A 21,871-nucleotide genomic window follows, 5' to 3' on the forward strand; every position below is an offset into this window, starting at 1 on the left:
GAGGCTTAAAATCTATTATTTTAGGGAAACTAGCTCACCCGGTAAGATGAATTGCTTACCATGATGCCATTGCCGTATTACTACAATGTTGACGCTCATGTTGTTCCCCTTTGACAAATTGCTGGGAATTATACGCCTTACAGTGAACAGCGCAAGCGATTGCGCTTCGCTTTTTCTGCAAGCTATTTATCTGCTTTTAGGCACCAAGTGTCGCAACCATAATAGCTTTGATTGTATGCATCCGGTTTTCCGCTTCATCGAAGACGATGGAGTGAGCGGATTCAAACACTTCTTCAGTAACTTCTAAGCCTTTCATCCCGTATTTGTCTGCGATCTCTTTACCTAATGTGGTTTCATCATTATGGAACGCAGGCAAGCAGTGCATAAACTTAACTTTTGGATTTCCAGTCTGCTTAATCACATCCATATTGATTTGGTATGGTGTCATCAGAGCAACACGTTCATCCCATGCTTCTGCCGCTTCACCCATGGATACCCATACATCGGTATAAAGGAAATCACACCCTTTCACACCTTGAGCGACATCTTCTGTCAGTGTAATGGTTGCGCCAGTTGTTTCTGCGATGGCTTGGCATTGCGCGACTAATTCTTCTTCAGGCCAAAATGCTTTTGGTGCGATAAGGCGAATATCTAAGCCCATTTTCGCAGCACCTACCATTAAAGAGTTGCCCATGTTGTTACGAGCATCACCTAGGTAGGCAAGTTTTACTTCATGAAGGGCTTTGCCTCGGCTGTGTTCTAGGATCGTCAGAAAATCAGCCAGTATTTGAGTTGGGTGGAACTCATCGGTCAATCCGTTCCAGACTGGCACGCCTGCAAACTCACCAAGTTCTTCAACAATGCTCTGACCATAGCCACGATATTCGATACCATCGTACATGCGACCCAATACACGAGCGGTGTCTTTCATGGATTCTTTATGGCCAATTTGTGAACCTGATGGACCAAGATAAGAGACTTGAGCTCCCTGATCATGAGCCGCCACTTCAAATGCACAGCGCGTACGAGTTGATGACTTTTCAAAAATGAGTGCAATATTTTTACCTAACAGTTTCTTTTGTTCCGTACCGGCGTACTTTGCTTTTTTTAGATCGGCAGCCAAATCCAATAAAAATTGAATCTCCTTCGGCGTAAAATCAAGAAGTTTGAGAAAGTTACGGTTACGTAAATTGAAAGCCATATCTTGTTACCTAGAATCAAAAGTTAACATAAAAGTTAGAATAAAAATAAGATTGAGTAGTAAAGCATAAATCACCGATAAATGTGAATAAATATTTTCATAAAAGTGCGAGGTATAACATAATACCTCGCACTTTTTGCTTACATATTCTCTTCGGCGAATTCAGCAAGGCGACTTCGGACGACGCCATTGAGGTGAATGTTGGCACTTCCTTCAAAGTTTTTGAAGCGCTCAACCATGTAAGTGAGTCCAGATGTGACTGGCGTTAGATAGTGAGAATCGATTTGGGCTAGATTACCCGAACAGACTATTTTTGTTCCTTCTCCACAGCGAGTAATGATGGTCTTGATTTGAGAGGCGGTAAGGTTTTGACATTCATCGAGCAAAACAAACGCGTTTTGAATAGAACGTCCGCGCATAAAGTTGATCGATTTAAATTGAATATTGGCTTTGTCACAAATATATCGCATGGATCCTTCCGTGCAATGGTCGTTTTTATGCAATGCTTCAAGAGTGTCTGTTACTGCGGCTAGCCATGGCATCATCTTCTCTTCTTCTGTGCCAGGTAGGAAACCGATAGATTCGCCAATATCCGGAGTATTACGAGTGACGATCACTTTATCAAACATCTTCTTCTCAATGGTCTGCTCTAGGGCTGCTGCCATTGCCAATAACGTTTTTCCGCTACCCGCAGCGCCCGTTAGGATGACTAGGTCGATATCCGGGTCGAGAAGTGCGTCCATCGCCATCGCTTGGTATACATTTTTAGGTGTGATATCCCAAGCTCGGCGGTGCATCATTCTTTCACGGCTCATGTCTTTTAATGTGATTTTATCGCTATCGATTTCAGTAACGCGAGCGGCAAAGTCACTTTCTTCGTCAATGACATATTGATTGATAAATGTTGGGTCGAAAGGTTCTCTGTCCAAAACATGGTAGGTTTTTCCAGCTAAGCTTTTACTTTCAACATTTGTGACAGAGTTCCAAAATTCTCCGGGACGCTGTTGGAAGCCTTTCGTGAGATATTGGATGTCATCGATCAGCTGATCGCTACGATAATCCTCAACATAGCGCACGCCTGCACCTTTAGCGCGCAATCTCATATTGATGTCTTTCGTCACTAAGACGACATCTCGTGGGGAGTGAATATTTTGTAAATGAAGTACAGCGTTAAGAATTCGATTGTCTCCGGCTTTATCTGCGAACGCTTTTACGCTGTCGTCGAGCTCATAATCAGAGAAAATAGAGATGGTGCCGTCATTTAATTGGATACCTGCTGATATTTCTTCAGGTGTGACATCTTTGAAAATATCTTCCATGGCACGAATGGCAACTCGGGCGTCTCGAGCTACATCGCGCTTACTGTCTTTGATTCGGTCAAGTTCTTCGAGGACTGTCATAGGAATAATGACGTCGTGTTCTTTAAAGGAGTAGATGGCAAAAGGTTCGTGAAGGAGGATGTTGGTGTCTAGTACAAACAGTTTCCGTTCGGTATCGCCCATAAGCGTCTCCTTGCCAATAATGGCTTCAGATTAAGGAAGAGCTTGCGTCAAACAGAGTCATTGAGTGTTAGGTGCTCCCAGATGTCTCATGACTGACTGCAAAGCTATTTTGATACTCATTGTCTTACTACTTTAAAACTTAGCATGGTTTATGCCAATTCGCACATGAAATGCTTTTTATATTGAGCGTAAACACCTTGTATCTTAGTTATCAATGACATGTTTATTTTACATTTTTATGTCTCTGAGAGATTGAAATTAATTCCGTCACATTCACGTGACCTCTATCACGTGTTCAAGTAAGATTAGCGACCTTTTCTGTATGGAGTCTCAATTCGAGCCATAATTAAACGGGCTTTGGTTTCGACACCATAACAATTTTTTGAAATTTATAAGTAGCAAGGTGGTCAAGCGATGACTTTTACTGTTGGGCAACGTTGGATTAGTGACACTGAGAATGACCTAGGTTTAGGGACTGTTGTCGCCGTCGATGAGCGTACAGTGACATTAATGTTTTCAGCATGTGAAGAAAATCGAGTTTATTCGCGTAATAGTGCACCGATTACTCGCGTTGTTTTTAGTGCCGGTGATGTGATTGACTGCCAACACGGCTGGGCACTTTTGGTGGATCACGTTACTGAAAGCGACGGTGTTCTCACGTATATCGGGACGCGAGAAGATACCGAAGAGGCGAATGTTGAACTGCGGGAAATTTTCCTGAGTCATCAGATTCGCTTCAACAAGCCTCAAGATAAGTTATTCGCTGGGCAGATTGATCGGATGGATAACTTTGCGTTGCGTTATCGAGCGTTGCGTAATCAACACCTCCAACAAAAAAGTCCATTACGTGGATTGTGTGGTATGCGTGCGGGTTTGATTCCCCATCAATTGCACATTGCTCATGAAGTTGGCCGTCGTTATGCGCCAAGAGTCCTGCTTGCTGATGAAGTTGGCCTTGGTAAAACCATCGAAGCTGGGATGATCATTCATCAACAAATACTCACCTCTCGTGCTGAGCGAGTCTTAATCATTGTCCCTGAAACGCTACAGCATCAATGGTTAGTTGAGATGATGCGTCGTTTTAACCTCTACTTTTCTATTTTTGATGAAGAGCGTTGCGTTGAAGCTGAAAATGAATCAAGTAACCCATTTGAATCGCAACAGTTTGTATTGTGTTCATTAGGTTTTTTGAAGAACCATCCAGAACGATTTGAACAAGCTCTGGCTGCAAGCTGGGATTTAATGGTGGTGGATGAAGCGCATCACTTAGAGTGGAGCGTCGATTCGCCAAGTTATGAATATCAGATGGTTGAGGGCTTAGCGCAAAAAACAGCAGGCGTATTGCTATTGACGGCCACTCCTGAACAACTGGGCCGTGAAGGACACTTTGCGCGTTTACGCTTGCTCGATCCCGATCGTTTTTACGATTATCAAAGCTTTGTTGATGAAGAAGCACAATATGAACCGGTCGCCGATGCCGTTAGTGCTTTGATGGCAGGAAATAAGCTTAGCAATGAAGAGAAAAACAGTATTACTGAGCTGCTTTCTGAGCAAGATGTTGAGCCACTGTTCCGCTCGATAGAAAGTCATGGCAGTGAAGAAGAGAAAGCCGATGCTCGATATGAGTTAATTTCTAACCTAATGGATCGTCATGGTACTGGCCGAGTCCTGTTCCGTAATACTCGCGCTGCCATTAAAGGGTTTCCAAAACGAAATGTGTTCTTATTACCAATGCTAATGCCGAGTGAATATGAAAACTCAATGAAAGTGGCAGGGATGTTTGGTGATGTAGAAGTGGGGCAACGTCTATTCCCAGAAGCGTTATTTCAACAATATGAAGGTGAATCTTCTTGTTGGTGGAACTTTGATCCGCGCGTCGATTGGTTGCTAGAAAAAGTAAAATCAAAGCGCAGTGAGAAAATACTCGTGATTGCTGCGGGAGCTCAGACAGCTCTACAACTTGAACAAGCCTTACGCGAGCGAGAAGGGATTCGAGCGACGGTATTCCACGAAGGTATGTCGATTATTGAACGCGATAAAGCGGCAGCTTACTTTGCTCAAGATGAAGGTGGCGCACAAGTTTTGATCTGTAGTGAAATTGGGTCAGAAGGTCGAAACTTCCAATTTGCTAATCAGCTAGTTATGTTCGACTTGCCGATGAATCCAGACTTACTTGAACAACGAATTGGTCGCTTAGATCGAATCGGTCAAACTCGAGATGTTGATATACATGTGCCTTACCTTGAAGGTGGCGCACAAGAGATATTGGCGCGTTGGTTCCATCATGGCTTAAATGCATTTGAAGATACTTGCCCAGCAGGACGCACAGTATTTGACCGATTTGAATCTGATCTAAATCACTTGTTGGCTAAATCAGACGAAACGGGTTTGAGTGAACTGATCGATGAATCGAGTAAGCTCAATCAGGTATTGAAGTTGGAGATGGAACAAGGTCGCGATCGCTTATTAGAGATGCATTCAAATGGTGGTGAGCAAGCAGCAAATATTGTTGAAGCAATTGCTGCTTCTGATGGTGACACTGAACTGGTGTCATTTGCATTGGGCTTATTCGATACCATCGGGCTGAATCAAGACGATAAAGGCAGTCAAGCTTTAGTCGTGACGCCATCCGAACATATGTTGGTCCCGAGTTATCCGGGATTGCCGTATGAAGGAGCAACCATCACGTTTGATCGTACAACGGCATTATCACGCGAAGATATGAATTTCATCAGTTGGGAACACCCAATGATTGAAGGTGGCATCGATTTACTGATGACCGAAGGGGTGGGAACGTCTGCGGTTTCGATCTTAAAAAATAAGGCTCTACCTGTTGGAACCTTGTTGCTTGAGTTAATTTACGTTGTTGATGCTCAAGCGCCGAAACGCAGTGGTATTGGACGCTTCTTACCGAAGACACCAATTCGAGTGATGCTCGATAGCAATGGGAATGATCTCTCTGATCAGGTGGAGTTTGAAAGTTTTCATCGCCAACTTAGCCCAGTTAACCGCCAGTTATCATCTAAGTTAGCTTCTTCTGTTCAGTCTGAAATAGTGAAGCTTATTCAAGGTGGCGAAGCGGTTGTCGAGAACAAAGTTATTCAAGTTCGAGAAGCGGCGAATAAAGAGATGAAGAATTCACTTAATAATGAATTGGAGCGACTACAAGCACTTAAAGCGGTCAATCCAACGATTCGTGAAGATGAATTAACCGTTCTAGAGCAGCAGATGAGCGAACTTGATGGCTACATCAGCCAAGCTCAATTCCAGCTCGATTCCTTACGAGTGATTGTTGTCGCGCATAATTAACGCACACAGTTTTCCGGTTTACTATCACCGAGAGTAAATACAAAGGGGCGTACCATAGGGTATGCCCCTTTTTTCTTTTTGATAAACATCATCATTTAGTGATTGGGTTACGACTGATATAATCGCGACATTATTGATTCTGGAGAAGCCATAATGGCAATGCTCAATTACTCCCCTCCAACGCAACCTTGGGTGGATATCGTCTTTGAAGATGAATATTTACTCGCGGTGAACAAACCTTCAGGGCTGCTTTCTGTACCCGGCAGAGAGCCACAACACTATGACAGTATGTGGAGTCGGTTGGTGGAGATCTACCCAGAGATTCAGGTTGTGCATCGATTGGATATGTCGACTTCAGGCATAATGCTATTAGCAAAAAGCAAAGCTGCGGAAAGTGCGATTAAAAAGCAGTTCCAGTATCGTTTGACGCATAAAGTGTATCTTGCCGAAGTGTGGGGTACGCTGGAACAAGACCAAGGAGAGGTGGATTTACCGCTAATCTGTGATTGGCCAAATCGACCACGGCAGATGGTATGTCACGAAACAGGCAAGCCGTCACAAACTCATTATCAAGTGGTTGAGCGTAGGGAAAAAACTACATTAGTGCGGTTATTTCCTATTACCGGTCGTTCTCATCAACTGCGTGTTCATATGTTGGCGATTGGTCACCCGATTGTGGGTGATGAGTTTTATGCTCATGACGAGGCACAAGCGCATTCATCTCGTTTACATCTGCATGCGGCTGAATTAAGTTATTACCATCCTGAAACGAATCAGGTGAATACGCTTTTTATACCTTGTGATTTTTTTACTCAAGCGCATTCCGTTATCGTGGAATATTTTCAGCCTTTACCGACACTTCCAGATTATAAAACCTTGCCACGACCATAACCGGCTCAAAAGAGGAAAGTATGACATTTTCAACCATCGTTTTTGTCGATCGTTCAACCATTCCGGTTCAAATAACCTTACCGAAGCTACAATGTGATCATCAATGGGTAGAGTATGAAAGCACCTCAAGCGATGAGTTGTATGATCGAGTAAAAGATGCCGACGTTATCATTACCAATAAAGTGCATTTAGACCGAGATATATTAGAGCGACTACCCAAGCTGAAATTGATCGCGGTGTCGGCAACGGGCGTAAATAATGTCGATTTAGACTGTTGTCGTGAGCGTGATATCGCCGTGACGAATATTCAAGGTTATGCCGCCCAGTCTGTCCCAGAGCATGTAATTGGAATGATTTACGCACTGCGCCGCAACCTTTTTGGCTATCATCGAGATATTGAAAATGGTGAATGGCAGCGCAACAAACAGTTCTGTTTTTTCACTCATAGTATTGGTGATGTTGCAGGGTCGACGCTCGGGATTATCGGCTCTGGTGTATTAGGCCAAGCGACGGCAACGCTAGCGCGTGCCATTGGGATGAAGGTTATTTTTGCCGAGCGTAAAGGGAAAGCCGAATGCCGAGAAGGGTTCGTACCTTTTGAAGAGTTATTATGCCAAGCCGATGTGATTTCGTTGCACTGTCCGCTGAGCAAAGAAACGGAAAATCTAATAGCGGAACCTGAACTTGAGAAGATGAAGCGCTCAGCGATTTTAATTAACACCGGCCGCGGTGGTTTGGTTGATGAATCCGATTTAGTTAAGGCGTTAAAGCAAGGGAGTATCGCAGCGGCGGGTGTTGATGTGTTTACCCAAGAGCCGGCAGATGAAACTAACCCGTTGCTGGCGAATATCGATATGCCGAATTTATTATTAACACCTCATGTCGCATGGGGAAGTGATAGTGCGATCCAAAAGCTCGCCAATATATTGATTGATAATATCGAGGTGTATTTGAACGGTGGAGAACAGAATCGAGTGGTGTAAAACAAAGCAACTATTCGGTTTGGTAGTGCACAGCAAGGTGAGAATCGCTGCTCAAGATTGACCAATATCGAGAAAGTTAAATTCTTAATTGTTGTGACTCCTTTTTGGTCCCAAATATAGTTCCTACAACAACCAAGCTATGTCCATAATAAAAAATGGCTACTGCAAATTGATAGTTGACATAAGCTTTTGATTTTTAATTTTTTGCAAGTTTTATCAGAAAGTAGACAATATGATGATATAGATGTGGATTACATTTACAGTCAAAAGAAGATGTGAAAATTAGTACCATTCAAATTTTTCAAGAGATAAAGTTGAAATATAAAAAGGGGTTTAAATGTTTTCTTCAAATCGATTTCTTTTATCTACAACTATTTTTTTAGTGATTTCAGCTTTAAGCTTTTCTACACATCTCAGCGCTGAAGGAACATTGTCAAGCGAAGATGAAGATAGTCATTTTATCAAAGTATCCAACAACGATAGACAGTTGGAGTTTAGCAAATTACAAGTCATTGCTGAAACTTCAAATGAGAATGAACTAAAAATTAAAAGTTTAGATGAAAAAGTATTTAAGCTGACAGAGATGTCGTCTTATCACTCAGTCAATCGTGATCGGGAATTTTCTAACCTAAATAATAGAATATCTGACCTCTCTTTCTACATGAATTCGACTGGATTCTTTCTAGGGATCCTAGGGTTAATAGTTACTATTGCCGCAATTTTCTTAGGTTGGTCAGCTAAAGAACGAGCTATTGCTGAAGCGAAATCCGAAGCAAATAAATATTTTGATGAAGAAGGTAAGCGATTTATTGAAGAAGAAAAAAGCAGATTTGAAGAGGCTCGAAATAAACTTACAAGCAAGATAGAAAATGACTTTCGAGAGCTTAATAGTAAGCTTTCAAGTCAAAGTAATCAATTAATAGCTATGAGGCAGTTTGAAGATGCAACCGAGTATTCTAAACAGAAAAGCATCAATACCGAAATTTCTACGTATGATGATTTAGTGTCTAAATTTAAACACTTCTCTGAACCCGAGATACAAGACTATGTTGCAATGGCATTAATTAGAAAAGGCCTAATATTTATAACAAATCCTCAATACAAAAATTTAGAAAAAGCGATCGAAGCATTCAGTGAGGTATTAACGTTATTCAGTCGCTCATCTAACACTAGAATAATGAAGCAAGTTGCCTATGCTACGATATTTCAGATTCAAGCCATGAGTGAAAAAAATACCATTGAAAACATTGATGTAAGTGAAGATTTGTCGAAAATGCTAGTTGGGCCGATTGATAAAGTCTTCCATGACTATCATCAATCTGTAGATCCTGAGGAACAAGAATTACTTGCTAGAACTCTAAGTGCTAAAATAAAAGTTCTGAGTAGAACTAATAATCTAAAGGAAGAAGCAAAAGAAACTGCCGACAAGTTGATAGAGCTATATAGTGAATCAACTAATCCTGAATGCCAATTTTTGGTTGCGGACGCACTATTTTATAGAAGTATGATTCTAAATCCAGATTCTCATAAAGAACGAATAGAGCTATATGAAGAAATAGAAAAAATCCTCGAACCATTAATCCCTAAGATATACTTTCTTCCGTTTCAACAAGTTCCCGAGCTGTTCCAACCTAAACTCTCACTAATTAACCACGTGAGAAAAGAAAAGGAAAAAATAACTCAACAAAAATAAAGCAAGTTGAGACAAAACGATTTAAAAAATACTCATTTTATTTTTTATTCAATACGTTTCTGACCAAAAACAAGCCACAAAGAGGGTAAGGGCTTCGTACTCAGGTATTAACACTCTCACCTTCAATATTGTTAATTTGCATAGAATTCAAGCACAAAAAAGGGTCGAATTATCGACCCTTTTTGCGTATTAATGAGGGGTTAACTAAAGCGCGGCTATCGTTGCTTTTTGTTCTTCCAGTTTCACTAAGGTTTCTTTATAGCCATCAAGTTTTTCGCGTTCTTTCGCAACCACAGCTTCTGGTGCTTTTGCGACAAACCCTTGGTTATTAAGCTTACCTTCGATGCGTTTGATTTCACCTTGAGTTTTAGCTACTTCTTTAGCAAGGCGATCCAACTCAGCATCTTTATCGATTAAGCCTGCCATTGGGATCATCATTTCTGATTTACCCACCAATGCCGTTGCACACGCCGGGGTTTCTTCTCCAGCCGTAAGAATTCGAATGCTCTCAAGCTTCGCTAAAGACACCAATACTGCGCTGTTTGCTTCTACGCGAGCAGTATCCACATCAGAAGCTGACTTCAACATCACTTCAAGCGGTTTACCTGGGTTGATATCGTATTCGGCACGAAGGTTACGAATGCTCGAAATAAACGCTTTCACCCATTCGATGTCATCTAACGCTTCCTGATGGACGTTAGCTTCATCATACTGAGGCAATGGCTGATGCATAATCGTGTCGCCTTCAACACCTTCAACCAACGGCTTAACACTTTGCCAGATTGTCTCGGTGATGTATGGCAAGATTGGGTGTGCCAAACGTAAGGTCTTCTCAAGTACGGTAATCAGAGTTTGACGCGTTGCTCGTTGCTGAGCTTCACTGCCTTTCCACAATACCGGCTTAGTAAGCTCTAGATACCAGTCACAGAATTGGTTCCAAATGAACTCATACAAAGTATTGGCAGCCATATCGAGACGATAATTGTCTAAGTGATTGTTGAAATCACGGGCAGCCAGTTCAAACTGAGATTCAATCCATTTATCGGCAAGCGAGAACTCAAGTTCTGCTCCAGCGGCAAAACCACAATTCTGCTCTTCGGTGTTCATAAGAACGTAGCGGCTCGCATTCCATAGCTTATTACAGAAGTTACGATAGCCTTCGAGGCGCTTCATGTCCCAGTTAATGTCACGACCAGTTGAAGCCATGGCAGCTAGGGTGAAACGAAGTGCATCGGTTCCGTATGGCTCAATGCCATCTTCGAACGTTTTACGCGTGTTTTTCTCGATCTTAGCGGCCAGTTTAGGCTGCATCATGTTACCACAACGCTTCTCAACTAACTCTTCAAGACCGATACCGTCAATCATATCAATTGGGTCAAGTACATTCCCTTTTGATTTCGACATCTTGTCGCCATTTTCATCACGAATAAGACCTGTCATGTAAACGGTTTTAAATGGCACTTGAGCATTGCCATCTTCATCTTTACAGAAGTGCATGGTCATCATGATCATACGAGCAACCCAGAAGAAGATGATATCAAAACCGGATACCAACACATCTGATGGGTGGAAGGTTTTCAGTGCGTCAGTATTTTCTGGCCAACCCTGAGTACCGAATGTCCAAAGCGCTGAAGAGAACCAAGTATCAAGTACATCGTCGTCTTGGCGTAACACAACCACTGGCGCTAGATTGTTCTTTTCACGCACTTCTTCTTCGGTGCGACCAACGTACACTTTGCCGTCATTGTCGTACCATGCCGGGATTCTGTGTCCCCACCAAAGCTGACGAGAAATACACCAATCTTGTACATCACGCATCCACGCAAAGTACATGTTTTCATATTGCTTAGGAACGAACTGAATCTGACCGTCTTCAACGGCTTTGACTGCGGGCTCTGCTAACGGAGCAGTACGTACGTACCATTGGTCGGTTAGCATTGGTTCGATAATCACGCCACCACGATCCCCATAAGGTACCGTTAAGTCGTGATCTTTTACTTCTTCTAGTAGTCCGAGTTCTTCAAATTCAGCAACAAGTGCTTTACGCGCTGCGAAACGTTCCATACCACGGAATTTCGCTGGAAGCTCAGCAGAATAAACATCGCTTTCTTCGCCGTTAGTTGTGAAGACTTCAGCAGTCTCACGAATATCAGCGTTGAAGGTTAGGATGTTGATCATTGGTAATTGGTGACGCTTACCGACTTCGTAATCGTTAAAGTCATGAGCTGGCGTGATTTTCACACAACCAGTGCCTTTTTCCATATCGGCGTGTTCATCGCTAACGATAGGAATTAAGCGATTTACGACAGGAAGTAGAATCTCTTTACCAATCAGATCTTTATAACGAGGATCTTCTGGGTTTACCGCAACACCAGTATCGCCAAGGACGGTTTCTGGACGAGTGGTTGCAACGACTAAGTAGTCTTTGCCATCGGCCGTGGTTGCACCGTTTGCCAATGGGTAGCGAAGGTGCCACATGAACCCTTTTTTATCTTTGTTTTCGACTTCTAGATCTGAAATCGCAGTATGCAGTTTAGGATCCCAGTTAACCAGACGTTTACCACGGTAGATAAGGTCTTCTTCGTAGAGACGAACAAACACTTCTTGAGTCGCAGCTGATAAGCCATCATCCATAGTGAAACGTTCACGATCCCAATCGACAGATGCGCCTAAACGACGAAGCTGTTTGGTGATGGTGCCACCGGATTCTGCTTTCCAATCCCAAATTTTATCGATAAACGCTTCACGGCCGTAGTCGTGTTTTGTTTTACCTTCTTCGGCTGCAATTTTACGCTCGACGACCATTTGAGTCGCGATACCTGCGTGGTCAGTACCTACTTGCCAAAGGGTGTTTTTTCCCTTCATACGTTGCGCGCGGATAAGCGTATCCATGATGGTGTCTTGGAAGGCGTGGCCCATATGCAAGCTACCAGTAACGTTCGGTGGTGGAATCATGATGCTGTATGCATCTTTTGAAGTGTCACCGTGTGGCTTAAAGTAGCCTTTTTCTTCCCAAGCTTGATATAAAGCTTGTTCAATTGATGTTGGGTTGTAAGTCTTTTCCATGGCGTTTTTAAGTAGGTACTGTAGTAAGTTAATCTTGGTGTCAAACGTTATAGGTTAAGCCTCTATCCACATAACCTTATTGAGAAAGGTATGGATGGAACGGCTTAGATTGCTTCAACTATAATGTCTGACTACGAATGCTGGATATCTAATGTGTCGATATTGAATCCAGCGTGACGATAAATTTTATATCTTTCTCGTGCGAGTTGTTTAGCATTTTCTTCGCAAGGAACGAAGTCTATCACCTCTGTAAAGCGATCGGCAAAGGTTGCTTGTTTGTTCGAGCAATTTATTACGATTTGTCGGTTCCATGATGGACGAATTCCCTCAAAACCAATCTCAATAGGCGTGCCATATTTAGGCCCTTCGCCGACGAGGTTATGAGCAACATAATTGTCGGCCGGTGCTTGCCAAAATACTTCCGCTAATGCTTCTGCCGCCTGCCGATCATCACAATGAACGTACACTTTGGCACCTTGCTTGGTAAAGTGATGTCCTAGAAACACAACATAGAGACCTAATCCAGCGACCGTTGCTTGCGGCGTGTTGGGCTGAATGAGATAGAAGGTCGCATTTTTCATGATGATCTAGAGAGTATGTTATTTGCGTGGGTTGAGAGTGCTAAACAAATTAAGGGCCTTGCGGCCCTCAATGATTACTGATTGCTTTCGCTATCGAGAGCGCTACGGTTCAATAAAAACTGAACCAGCAACGACACTGGGCGTCCGGTCGATCCTTTTGGACCAGAAGAGCGCCAAGCTGTCCCTGCGATATCTAAGTGAGCCCAGTTATATTTCTTGGCAAACTTAGATAGGAAACAACCCGCAGTTATCGATCCCGCAGGACGACCACCAATATTTGCCATATCAGCAAATGGGCTCTTAAGTTGTTCGTGATGCTCTTCGCTCATTGGTAAGCGCCATGCACGATCACTCGCTTGCTCTGAAGCGTTAATAATTTCATGAGCAAGGGGATTGTGATTCGACATTACTGCGCTGATATGATGGCCTAACGCGATAATACACGCACCGGTTAATGTCGCGACGTCGATTACACATTCGGGTTCAAATCGTTCAACATACGTTAATGCGTCACAAAGAACTAAACGACCTTCTGCATCGGTATTTAATACTTCAACGGTCTTTCCAGACATTGTGGTTAAAATATCACCTGGACGGTAAGCTTGGCTTCCTGGCATGTTTTCACATCCAGCTAAAACACCTGTGATATTTAGAGGCAATCCAAGTTTAGCAATGGCTTTCATCGTGCCAAAAACAGATGCTGCGCCACACATGTCATACTTCATTTCATCCATACCAGCCCCTGGTTTCAATGAAATACCGCCTGAATCAAACGTAAGACCTTTACCAATCAATACAATTGGCTTCGCATTTGGATCTGAATGCCCTTTGTATTCGATAACAGACATCATCGATTCATTCTTTGAACCACGTCCAACGGCAAGGTATGAAGTCATACCGAGTTTACCCATCTCTTCTTCACCAATTATTTTGGTGCTGACAGAGTCGTAATCATCCGCTAAGCGACGAGCTTGAGAAGCTAGGTATGCAGGGTTGGCGATATTCGGAGGCATGTTCCCCAAATCTTTACATGCTTTAACACCCGATGAGATGGCTAAACCATGAGAAATGGCTTTTTCCCCTTGATTAAGCTCTCGACGCGTTGGAACATTGAAAACTAACTTTCTTAATGGACGACGAGTTTCAGGTTTAATACTTTTAAATTGATCAAATGTATAGAGTCCATCTTTGGTTGCTTCAACCGCCTGGCGAACTTTCCAGTAAGTGTCTCTTCCTTTCACGTGTAATTCTGTTAAGAAACAAACCGCTTCCATTGAACCCGTTTCATTTAACGTACTGATGGTTTTTTGGATGATTTCTTTGTATTGGCGTTCGCCTAACTCGCGCTCTTTGCCGCAGCCAACCAGTAGAACTCGTTCAGATAATACGCCGGGTACTTGATGCAATAACAGCATCTGACCGGGTTTACCTTCTAAATCTCCGCGGCGAAGCAGTGAACTTATATAGCCATCGCTAATCTTATCTAGTTGTTCTGCCACGGGAGAAAGACGTCGAGGTTCGAATACACCCACAACAATACAAGCACTGCGTTGCTTTTCGGGACTGCCACTTTTTACACTGAACTCCATGCGTACTCCTACATCGTGAAGACATTTAGAACTAAATAATAGATAATGCGTTTCTACTATACTTATTCAGTCTGCTAAGCTGAACATTTGAACGCAAAGTTTTAAAAAATAATTGTTTCAACCAGAAATTATAGTGATTCGATTAAAAATACAAGTTTTGTATAGGTAATTTCCGCGTGATAATTGTTAGATATTTAATAAAAGAAACAGTGAAGAGCCAATTGGCAATATTTTTTATATTGTTTATGGTCTTCCTAAGCCAAAAATTCATTACCATATTAGCCAGTGCTTCCGATGGTGAAATTCCAGCACGGTTAATTTTGACACTCGTTGCGCTTAATATGCCGAGCATGGCCGTGTTGATGCTGCCACTTAGTCTTTTTCTCGGCATATTGATCACTTTTGGCCGCTTGTATGCGGAAAGCGAAATTACCGTAATGAAAGCCACGGGGATTGGAAATCGCTTTTTGATTCGGTCGTCGTTCTATTTGGCATTAATTACGATGATTCTTGCTGGTTTTAATTCACTTTGGTTGTCGCCATGGAGTGAAAACCAAGAATCCCAAGTTAAAAACCAATTAGTTCATGAAAATAGTGTTGATCTGTTGCAGCAAGGTCGTTTTCAAACCACACCAGACGGTTCTTCGGTTATATTTATCGATTCTATTGATAATAAGCAATTTCAAAATGTGTTTGTTGCCCAAATTACGCCTAAAGATTCAGTACTTCCAAGTGTGATGTTTGCCGATAGTGGGGATGTGAAGCAATTGAGTGATGGTCGACAGATCATTACTCTTTATGATGGAACTCGGTATGAAGGAGTTCCAACAAGCGTTCAATATATGATCTCCGATTATAAGCAGTATGACGGTTTAATTGGCCAAACACAGGCTCCAGATAAGAAAGCGTCTTGGCGTCAAATGCCAACCCTAGATCTGATGAACTTGGAGTCGACTAAAGCTCAAGCAGAGTTTCATTGGCGATTGGCATTAGTCATATGTGTTCCCTTGCTGACTCTATTTGCGGTTCCCCTTTCTGCCGTAAACCCGCGTCAGGGACGTTTCGCTAAACTTGGTCCCGCTATTTTGGCATGTTTGACTTATTTCCTAGCTTTGAGTGCTGGAAAGTCAGCAATAGAAAGCGGCAGTATTTCTAGTGATATTGGCTTATGGCCAGTACACGGTGGATTATTATTGGCAGGGTTGATAGTGAACGCAGCAGATACAAAATTTGCACTTCGGTTGAAACAGCTATTTATTAAAAAGAAGGTGGCGTAATCGATGTTTAAGTTACTTGATTGGTACATTGGTCGAACGATCATTGCGACGACATCTCTTGTACTGGTTACCTTTTTAGGCTTATCAGGCATTATTAAATACGTTGAGCAACTTAGGAAAGTTGGGCAAGGCAGTTACGACATGCTTAAGGCAATACTTTACGTATTATTGAGCCTGCCTCGAGATCTTGAAGTCTTTTTCCCTATGGCGGCGTTACTAGGTGCATTAATTGGGTTAGGCGCATTAGCATCAAGCTCAGAACTTGTTGTTATGCAAGCATCGGGCTTCTCTAAATTGGATATCGGTTTGTCCGTATTAAAAACCGCTATCCCACTTATGATTGTTATTGTTTTACTGGGGCAGTGGGGAGCACCACAAGCTCAAAAATATGCTCGTGATATGCGCTCTATATCGATTTACGGCGGTAAGTTGTTGTCGGTGAACTCTGGAGTCTGGGCAAGAGATGTCGATGACTTTGTTTTTATAGGCAAAGTAGAGAATGATGTTCTTTACGCGGTGAATATTTGGCGCTTTGACGAAGATAAAGAACTAAAGCAGATGATTTTTTCCGAAAAGGTTAGCTATTTAGGTGGCAGCCAATGGGTGATGGATAGAGCGAAGTTCACTGAATTTAAAGATGAAGTTGAGATTAAAAAATACGATCAGGCCAGCTATGTTTGGCACACCTCCATTGAGCCGGATAAGTTGGCTGCGGTAAGCATTAAGCCTGAAGAGCTATCTTTAAGTGGTTTGTATGATTATGTTGATTATCTAAAAATATCAGAGCAAGACGCTTCGCGTTATGAATTGGCATTTTGGCGCAAAATTTCACAACCATTTTCAATCGCGGTCATGATGTTGATGGCATTGTCTTTTGTATTCGGTCCCTTAAGAAGTGTAACGATGGGAACCCGGGTTGTAACGGGTGTTCTTTCGGGCTTTGGTTTTTATATCTCAAGTGAGCTTTTTGGCCCCATGAGTATGGTTTACGGTTTCTCGCCTATCTTTGGCGCGATAGCTCCTAGTTTGGTTTTTCTAGTTCTTGCTATCGCACTATTAAGACGGAAACTCTAGCGCTTTCTTCTTTCAATAACGTGGGTTTTTGCCCATATATCATGAAATCCACGTCGTTGAGGATGAAAGAGAGCACCAAGGTTAGCTATGCCGAATGCAGAGGTGAAAAAGCGAATGATGGCTTGCTTTTTAGTGATTAACCCACCTTGTTCATCCACCATGACTAAGCTCCATGCTCGCATTCCCAGAGTTTGTCCTCGACACCAAAAGAGAACAAAAAATCCGATACAGATAAAAGACAAATAGATAGAGAATAAAGGGAACGCAATCGGGTGGCTTGTTAGAAAATCTGCGGTATCGATATAGTTCTCGAAGCGTACGTAACCTGCCTTTATTAGCGCTTCACTAATCGACACCAGCACTCCTGCCGCTAATATTAAGACCGCGATAATGATCATAAAATCGTAAAACCAAGCCGCAAGCCTTAGAAAAAAACCTGCATTTTTTGGAATGTTATTCTTAGCTTCGTTGATGTGTACATTTTTCGTGATCGATTTTCTTTTCCGTCTTGATTTCGCCATGAGAGTTTCTACATCCGTAATTAAGCTTTGATCGAGAGAATACCCTCAATCGGTGTGAGTTTAAAGCGAGGGGCAAAGGGAAATCTTATTAGCTGGCGAAATTATCGTCAAACAGTCTAATTTGTTTTTTTTGGTATTGCGTAGTGAAATTTCTTACGTATAATGCTGCTCACTAAAGGGAATTACCCTATTGTGCCACTGTGATGAAATTGGTAGACATGACGGATTCAAAATCCGTTGCCTTCGGGCGTGGCGGTTCAAGTCCGCCCAGTGGTACCATTATTTAGAGAAACCGTCCTAATTATGGCATGACGTTTTTCTTTCTACTGTCCGCATTTATTTTCTTCTGACTGTTTTTTTACTCTTAGCTGTTTGAAAATTACTCATAATTTGTCAGTAGTTAGGTCTTCTTACGTCATAGTCACCATACTTTTAATTGATTGAGAATGTGACTTTGCAATTTAGACAGGATATTAATGGGTTAAGGGGCATCGCAGTAATCGCGGTTGTTCTGTTTCATTTTAATGGTGCTTGGATTCCTGGCGGTTTCGCTGGGGTAGACGTGTTTTTTGTTATCTCTGGTTTTTTAATGACCGGGATAATATTTCGTGGCATTGAGCAAGACACCTTCTCTATTTTCAGATTTTACGCCGCGCGCGCTAATCGAATCATTCCAGTTCTATCGGTTCTTTGTATCACCTTACTTATTTTTGGTTGGTTCTATGAGCTGGATGTCACATTTGACACCATATCAAAGCATGTTCTCTCGTCTTTAATTTTCATTTCTAACATCACCTATTGGAGTGAGTCGGGTTATTTTGCCGCTTTAGCTCATGAAAAGTGGCTCCTTCATAGTTGGTCACTATCGGTTGAGTGGCAGTTTTATATCATTTATCCACTCATGCTTGTTGTGATGAAGAAGTTCATGTCTTTTTCTGCAATGAAGTTAACTATTTTGATCGGCACTATACTTGCCTTCATTTTATGTGTGGTTGCGACAATAAAATACGCTGATGCTTCGTACTATTTTTTACCCACTCGTTCTTGGGAAATTATGATGGGTGCGTTGGGTTACTTGTATCCGATAACTTTAAAAGAACAACATAAAAAAGTGTTAGAGTGGGTTGGGATAGGGCTCATTGTTAGCTCTTGTATGTTTATTTCAAAAGATAATCCTTGGCCTGGTTACTTAGCGCTTATACCGGTTTTAGGGACATTTTTTATAATTCAAGCACAACGTAATGACAGTGCAGTAACTGGAAATGTCGTACTTCAGAAATTGGGTACTTGGTCTTATTCTATTTACTTATGGCATTGGCCATTTGTTGTATACATGTATGTTTATCTGACATACAGCTTTCTATATGCTGTTTTGTTTATTGGGTTATCTGTTGTATTTGGTATCTTGTCAAATGTGTTCATTGAAAAGCGCTTTAAATTAAAATACACCGCTATTTTGTGGACTGTTACGACCGGAGTGGCTTTACTGGTCTATATGAGTCACGGTCATTTCGATATACGAGAAAAATCGCAAGATGCTGGTAATCAATTCTTAAGTTCTTACGCAGATTACAACATGGACCCGACTGGGTTGTTTGATCAGTGTAATGCTTCTTGGCAACTACTTCATTCAGATAGCCCAAATGTGAATGAGCATTGTGTTAGTAAACAAACCGGAGGGATTTTCCTATGGGGAGACTCTCACATGGGGGCATTGTCTACTGGTTTACGATTAGGGCTGCCTAAAGATATACCATTTAGCCAACTTGCTTCATCTGGATGTGCGCCTTCTTTTATTATGAAGCGAGGCGGTATCGATCGCAGTGATGTGGGATGCGACTACTCAAATGATCTGGCACATGACGTTATTTTAAAGAACAAGCCAGATGTCGTTATATTGGGTACTTCTTACCGACATGAAAAGATAGATTGGGAAGAAACGATTGTAAAACTCAATGAAATGGGCGTCCCTAAAGTTATTGTTATTGGCCCATTCCCGCAATGGCGTCCTTCTTTACCTCTGGTCTATGTAAAAAGACATATGGGTGAAGAGTATATTTCAGATCCTACTTTTAGTTATAATCTAATAGAGAGTAACGATCATATGGTCGAGCTAGAGAAAGAGAATCATAATTTTATTTTTATCAATATGCTCGATAAATTATGCACTACCGATGAATCTGGTGAGATCAAATGTAGGGCTAAAATTGGAGATAGCTTATTAACGTTTGACTATGGTCATTTAACGGTTGAAGCATCAACATATATTGCTGAGCACTATGTATTACCAGAAATAATGAAATAAGACTATTTGAAACAATGTAGGTGTATTTTTACACCTACATTGTTTTTAACCGTTTCCCTTCAAACAACCCTCTTGTGTTTGTCCACTACCTGACAATTATCAAAAGCAATCCCAAATATCAATAAGTTACAATTGGCCTAGTGTTTGCACTATTACGTTTTTATTCTGTCGTTCACTTATAAGGTGAGTAGCATTGTGAAAGGTAGTGACAATGAAATGCTCTAATCATGCTCTTAGCTTGGATGATCAACTCGATAGTTTATTAGTTGATTTTCGAACTCGTATTTTAAGTAGTGGCGAGATGTTAAGTTACCCTAAAGATAGTAATAACCGTGTCTTTTATATTGTGAAAGGAAGGCTAAAGGTTTTTTTATCTTACGGGGATAAAGTTTTCACACTAGCGTTGCTAAATGCCGGTGATATCTATTGTACTCATACGCGCGCATTTGTTGAAGCCATTGATGATTGCGAAGTCAAAACTTGTGATTTGCAGTTATTTTCTCAGCGTTTGGATCAACACCCTCAATTGATGGGGGCGATGACTAGGGTTCTTTCAACTACGTTATCTGGATGTATCGATACAATAGAAAATTTGGCTTTTCGCGATGTGAAAGCTAGGTTTTCAGGGTTTCTAATGGGGCAAATTCCACCGCCATTACGCCAAGGTGAAGATGTCATCGTTACACTCCCTTTAACTATTGAACAATTATCCCAAGTAATTGGAACCTCAAGACAGACTCTATCTAGTTTAATTTCCGAATTGGAAAAAGAGTTAGTTATTAAACGAGCGGGTAGAGGGCGTTTTTTGGTTTATCAACCTTTGAGGCTCGAGCGGATAGCAAATCAATGAATTAATTCAACTGTCAGCTAGCTGACAGACACGACTAAATTCATTGAATAAACTGAAACCAGTTTAATTGAATGCAAAGGAGTGCCTTATGTCGAATGTTGACTTCAGAACATCGAGCTTATTTGAAACCAAAACATATCAAGATAAAGACCAAGAAAAGAATGATGAAATGCTCGACCGGATTCTATTCTTAATAGAAAAACCAGGAGCAAATGCATTCTGGTTACAGTTTAAGGAAAAAGCGTTACTTATGAGGTCTGGTAGCGGGCCCACTATAGATGCTCAGTATTTACTTCATAGTAATGTTTATTATATTCGTGATTTTTTAGAAGAGCACCAAGATGAGAAAGGGCTAGATTTATTGGATGAGCTGGAACGAGACTGTTTCTAGTTATCTAGCGATATGTTTGTTTCGCTAGATAACTTATCCACAGGTTTTTGTGTATAAGCTGTAATTTTATGGGTGATAAATACGTATAAAGTACGAAGTGCTGTTTCTTTGTTCGAACGGTAAAGTTTATCGGATTTTTCGTGATTTTATGCTTGCTAAAGTGAAGCGTATCTCTATAATGCGCTCTCGTTGACACGGCAGCCCGCCAAGGCGGAGAAGCAAGTTTCAACAAGGCTTGAAAGCAAAAAAAGAAAATTCTAAAAAGTGTTTGACACTAAGAATTATCTCGCTAGAATAGCCGCCTCTTCAGTGATGAGTCACGAAGAACGCTCTTTAACAATTTAGACCTATCAATCTGTGTGGGCACTCGTTGATGATAATCAATTTTACTTCTTAGAAGTAACTTAGGTTTCAATGAACTGAGTGACCATCAAGTAAGTTTTAGCAATAAAATCTACTTGGCACAGTCAATTCATTACCATTCTCCTTTCTATATGAAAAGGAACAATGGTAATAACTTTAAATCACAACGTGATTTAAAGTCAGTATTCATTGAGCCGAACAAATATCTTAAATTGAAGAGTTTGATCATGGCTCAGATTGAACGCTGGCGGCAGGCTTAACACATGCAAGTCGAG

The 21,871-nt window shown here is 41.6% G+C and carries 15 protein-coding genes, 1 tRNA gene and 1 rRNA gene; 11 read left to right on the forward strand and 6 right to left on the reverse strand.

The features are described from left to right. Positions 1-196: 196 nt before the first annotated feature. On the reverse strand, positions 197-1,201 hold the full coding sequence (argF, locus tag ACWU4D_RS12415) for an ornithine carbamoyltransferase (protein WP_456051749.1): 1,005 nt from the start codon (positions 1,199-1,201) through the stop codon (positions 197-199). A 140-nt stretch (positions 1,202-1,341) separates the two neighbouring features. Further along, on the reverse strand, positions 1,342-2,703 hold the full coding sequence (locus ACWU4D_RS12420; protein ID WP_456051750.1) for a PhoH family protein: 1,362 nt from the start codon (positions 2,701-2,703) through the stop codon (positions 1,342-1,344). A gap of 414 nt (positions 2,704-3,117) precedes the next feature. On the opposite strand from ACWU4D_RS12420, the gene rapA reads away from it, so the two are divergent. The 4 genes from rapA to ACWU4D_RS12440 all read left to right on the forward strand — a co-directional run bounded on the left by rapA (position 3,118) and on the right by ACWU4D_RS12440 (position 9,579). Next, complete coding sequence (gene rapA, locus ACWU4D_RS12425; RefSeq protein WP_456051751.1) at positions 3,118-6,012, forward strand: RNA polymerase-associated protein RapA; 2,895 nt, start codon at positions 3,118-3,120, stop codon at positions 6,010-6,012. A 153-nt stretch (positions 6,013-6,165) separates the two neighbouring features. After that, positions 6,166-6,903, forward strand: a complete 738-nt coding sequence (rluA, locus tag ACWU4D_RS12430; protein WP_456051752.1) for a bifunctional tRNA pseudouridine(32) synthase/23S rRNA pseudouridine(746) synthase RluA — start codon at positions 6,166-6,168, stop codon at positions 6,901-6,903. 20 nt (positions 6,904-6,923) lie between these two features. Further along, positions 6,924-7,886 carry a D-2-hydroxyacid dehydrogenase gene (locus ACWU4D_RS12435; RefSeq protein WP_456051753.1) on the forward strand — a complete coding sequence of 321 codons (963 nt, stop codon included), beginning with the start codon at positions 6,924-6,926 and terminating at the stop codon, positions 7,884-7,886. Between the two features lie 337 nt (positions 7,887-8,223). After that, positions 8,224-9,579 carry a hypothetical protein gene (locus tag ACWU4D_RS12440; RefSeq protein ID WP_456051754.1) on the forward strand — a complete coding sequence of 452 codons (1,356 nt, stop codon included), beginning with the start codon at positions 8,224-8,226 and terminating at the stop codon, positions 9,577-9,579. A gap of 204 nt (positions 9,580-9,783) precedes the next feature. Here the strand turns inward: ACWU4D_RS12440 and ACWU4D_RS12445 are convergent, their stop codons facing one another. The 3 genes from ACWU4D_RS12445 to pepA all read right to left on the reverse strand — a co-directional run bounded on the left by ACWU4D_RS12445 (position 9,784) and on the right by pepA (position 14,815). Continuing rightward, positions 9,784-12,645, reverse strand: coding sequence for a valine--tRNA ligase (locus ACWU4D_RS12445; protein ID WP_456051755.1), 2,862 nt, complete (start codon positions 12,643-12,645; stop codon positions 9,784-9,786). A gap of 131 nt (positions 12,646-12,776) precedes the next feature. Then, complete coding sequence (locus ACWU4D_RS12450; protein ID WP_456051756.1) at positions 12,777-13,226, reverse strand: DNA polymerase III subunit chi; 450 nt, start codon at positions 13,224-13,226, stop codon at positions 12,777-12,779. 74 nt (positions 13,227-13,300) lie between these two features. Beyond that, positions 13,301-14,815 (reverse strand): leucyl aminopeptidase, encoded by a 1,515-nt coding sequence (pepA, locus tag ACWU4D_RS12455; protein ID WP_456051757.1) that lies wholly within the window; start codon positions 14,813-14,815, stop codon positions 13,301-13,303. Between the two features lie 176 nt (positions 14,816-14,991). Here pepA and lptF point away from each other — a divergent pair, with 176 nt between their 5' ends. Together lptF and lptG are read left to right on the forward strand one after the other, a co-directional pair. After that, positions 14,992-16,092, forward strand: coding sequence for an LPS export ABC transporter permease LptF (gene lptF / locus ACWU4D_RS12460; RefSeq protein ID WP_456051758.1), 1,101 nt, complete (start codon positions 14,992-14,994; stop codon positions 16,090-16,092). Between the two features lie 3 nt (positions 16,093-16,095). Further along, the gene (gene lptG, locus ACWU4D_RS12465) at positions 16,096-17,166 is read left to right on the forward strand and encodes an LPS export ABC transporter permease LptG (protein ID WP_456051759.1); all 1,071 of its coding nucleotides are present in this window, start codon (positions 16,096-16,098) and stop codon (positions 17,164-17,166) included. On the opposite strand, the gene ACWU4D_RS12470 is transcribed toward lptG, so the two are convergent. Further along, positions 17,163-17,687, reverse strand: a complete 525-nt coding sequence (locus tag ACWU4D_RS12470; protein ID WP_456051760.1) for an RDD family protein — start codon at positions 17,685-17,687, stop codon at positions 17,163-17,165. The two genes, lptG and ACWU4D_RS12470, sit on opposite strands and share 4 nt — an antisense overlap. A gap of 194 nt (positions 17,688-17,881) precedes the next feature. Here ACWU4D_RS12470 and ACWU4D_RS12475 point away from each other — a divergent pair. The 5 genes from ACWU4D_RS12475 to ACWU4D_RS12495 all read left to right on the forward strand — a co-directional run. Next, positions 17,882-17,966, forward strand: a tRNA-Leu gene (locus ACWU4D_RS12475). 175 nt (positions 17,967-18,141) lie between these two features. Continuing rightward, on the forward strand, positions 18,142-19,992 hold the full coding sequence (locus ACWU4D_RS12480) for an acyltransferase family protein (RefSeq protein ID WP_456051761.1): 1,851 nt from the start codon (positions 18,142-18,144) through the stop codon (positions 19,990-19,992). Between the two features lie 211 nt (positions 19,993-20,203). Further along, entirely contained in the window at positions 20,204-20,842 is a 639-nt protein-coding gene (locus tag ACWU4D_RS12485) for a Crp/Fnr family transcriptional regulator (RefSeq protein ID WP_456051762.1), read from the forward strand. An 88-nt stretch (positions 20,843-20,930) separates the two neighbouring features. After that, positions 20,931-21,233 carry a N(2)-fixation sustaining protein CowN gene (gene cowN, locus ACWU4D_RS12490; protein ID WP_456051763.1) on the forward strand — a complete coding sequence of 101 codons (303 nt, stop codon included), beginning with the start codon at positions 20,931-20,933 and terminating at the stop codon, positions 21,231-21,233. Positions 21,234-21,805: 572 nt separating this feature from the next. Then, positions 21,806-21,871, forward strand: a 16S ribosomal RNA gene (locus tag ACWU4D_RS12495); the annotation flags it as partial.

Source organism: Vibrio phycocola (assembly GCF_053850235.1).

Coding starts and splice junctions, on each gene's coding strand:
- ACWU4D_RS12420 (WP_456051750.1), bottom strand. CDS start 2,703: ATGGGCGATACCGAACGGAAACTGTTTGTACTAGACACCAACATCCTC.
- pepA (WP_456051757.1), bottom strand. CDS start 14,815: ATGGAGTTCAGTGTAAAAAGTGGCAGTCCCGAAAAGCAACGCAGTGCT.
- argF (WP_456051749.1), bottom strand. CDS start 1,201: ATGGCTTTCAATTTACGTAACCGTAACTTTCTCAAACTTCTTGATTTT.
- ACWU4D_RS12485 (WP_456051762.1), top strand. CDS start 20,204: ATGAAATGCTCTAATCATGCTCTTAGCTTGGATGATCAACTCGATAGT.
- rluA (WP_456051752.1), top strand. CDS start 6,166: ATGGCAATGCTCAATTACTCCCCTCCAACGCAACCTTGGGTGGATATC.
- ACWU4D_RS12450 (WP_456051756.1), bottom strand. CDS start 13,226: ATGAAAAATGCGACCTTCTATCTCATTCAGCCCAACACGCCGCAAGCA.
- ACWU4D_RS12470 (WP_456051760.1), bottom strand. CDS start 17,687: ATGGCGAAATCAAGACGGAAAAGAAAATCGATCACGAAAAATGTACAC.
- ACWU4D_RS12435 (WP_456051753.1), top strand. CDS start 6,924: ATGACATTTTCAACCATCGTTTTTGTCGATCGTTCAACCATTCCGGTT.
- ACWU4D_RS12445 (WP_456051755.1), bottom strand. CDS start 12,645: ATGGAAAAGACTTACAACCCAACATCAATTGAACAAGCTTTATATCAA.
- ACWU4D_RS12440 (WP_456051754.1), top strand. CDS start 8,224: ATGTTTTCTTCAAATCGATTTCTTTTATCTACAACTATTTTTTTAGTG.
- lptG (WP_456051759.1), top strand. CDS start 16,096: ATGTTTAAGTTACTTGATTGGTACATTGGTCGAACGATCATTGCGACG.
- cowN (WP_456051763.1), top strand. CDS start 20,931: ATGTCGAATGTTGACTTCAGAACATCGAGCTTATTTGAAACCAAAACA.
- rapA (WP_456051751.1), top strand. CDS start 3,118: ATGACTTTTACTGTTGGGCAACGTTGGATTAGTGACACTGAGAATGAC.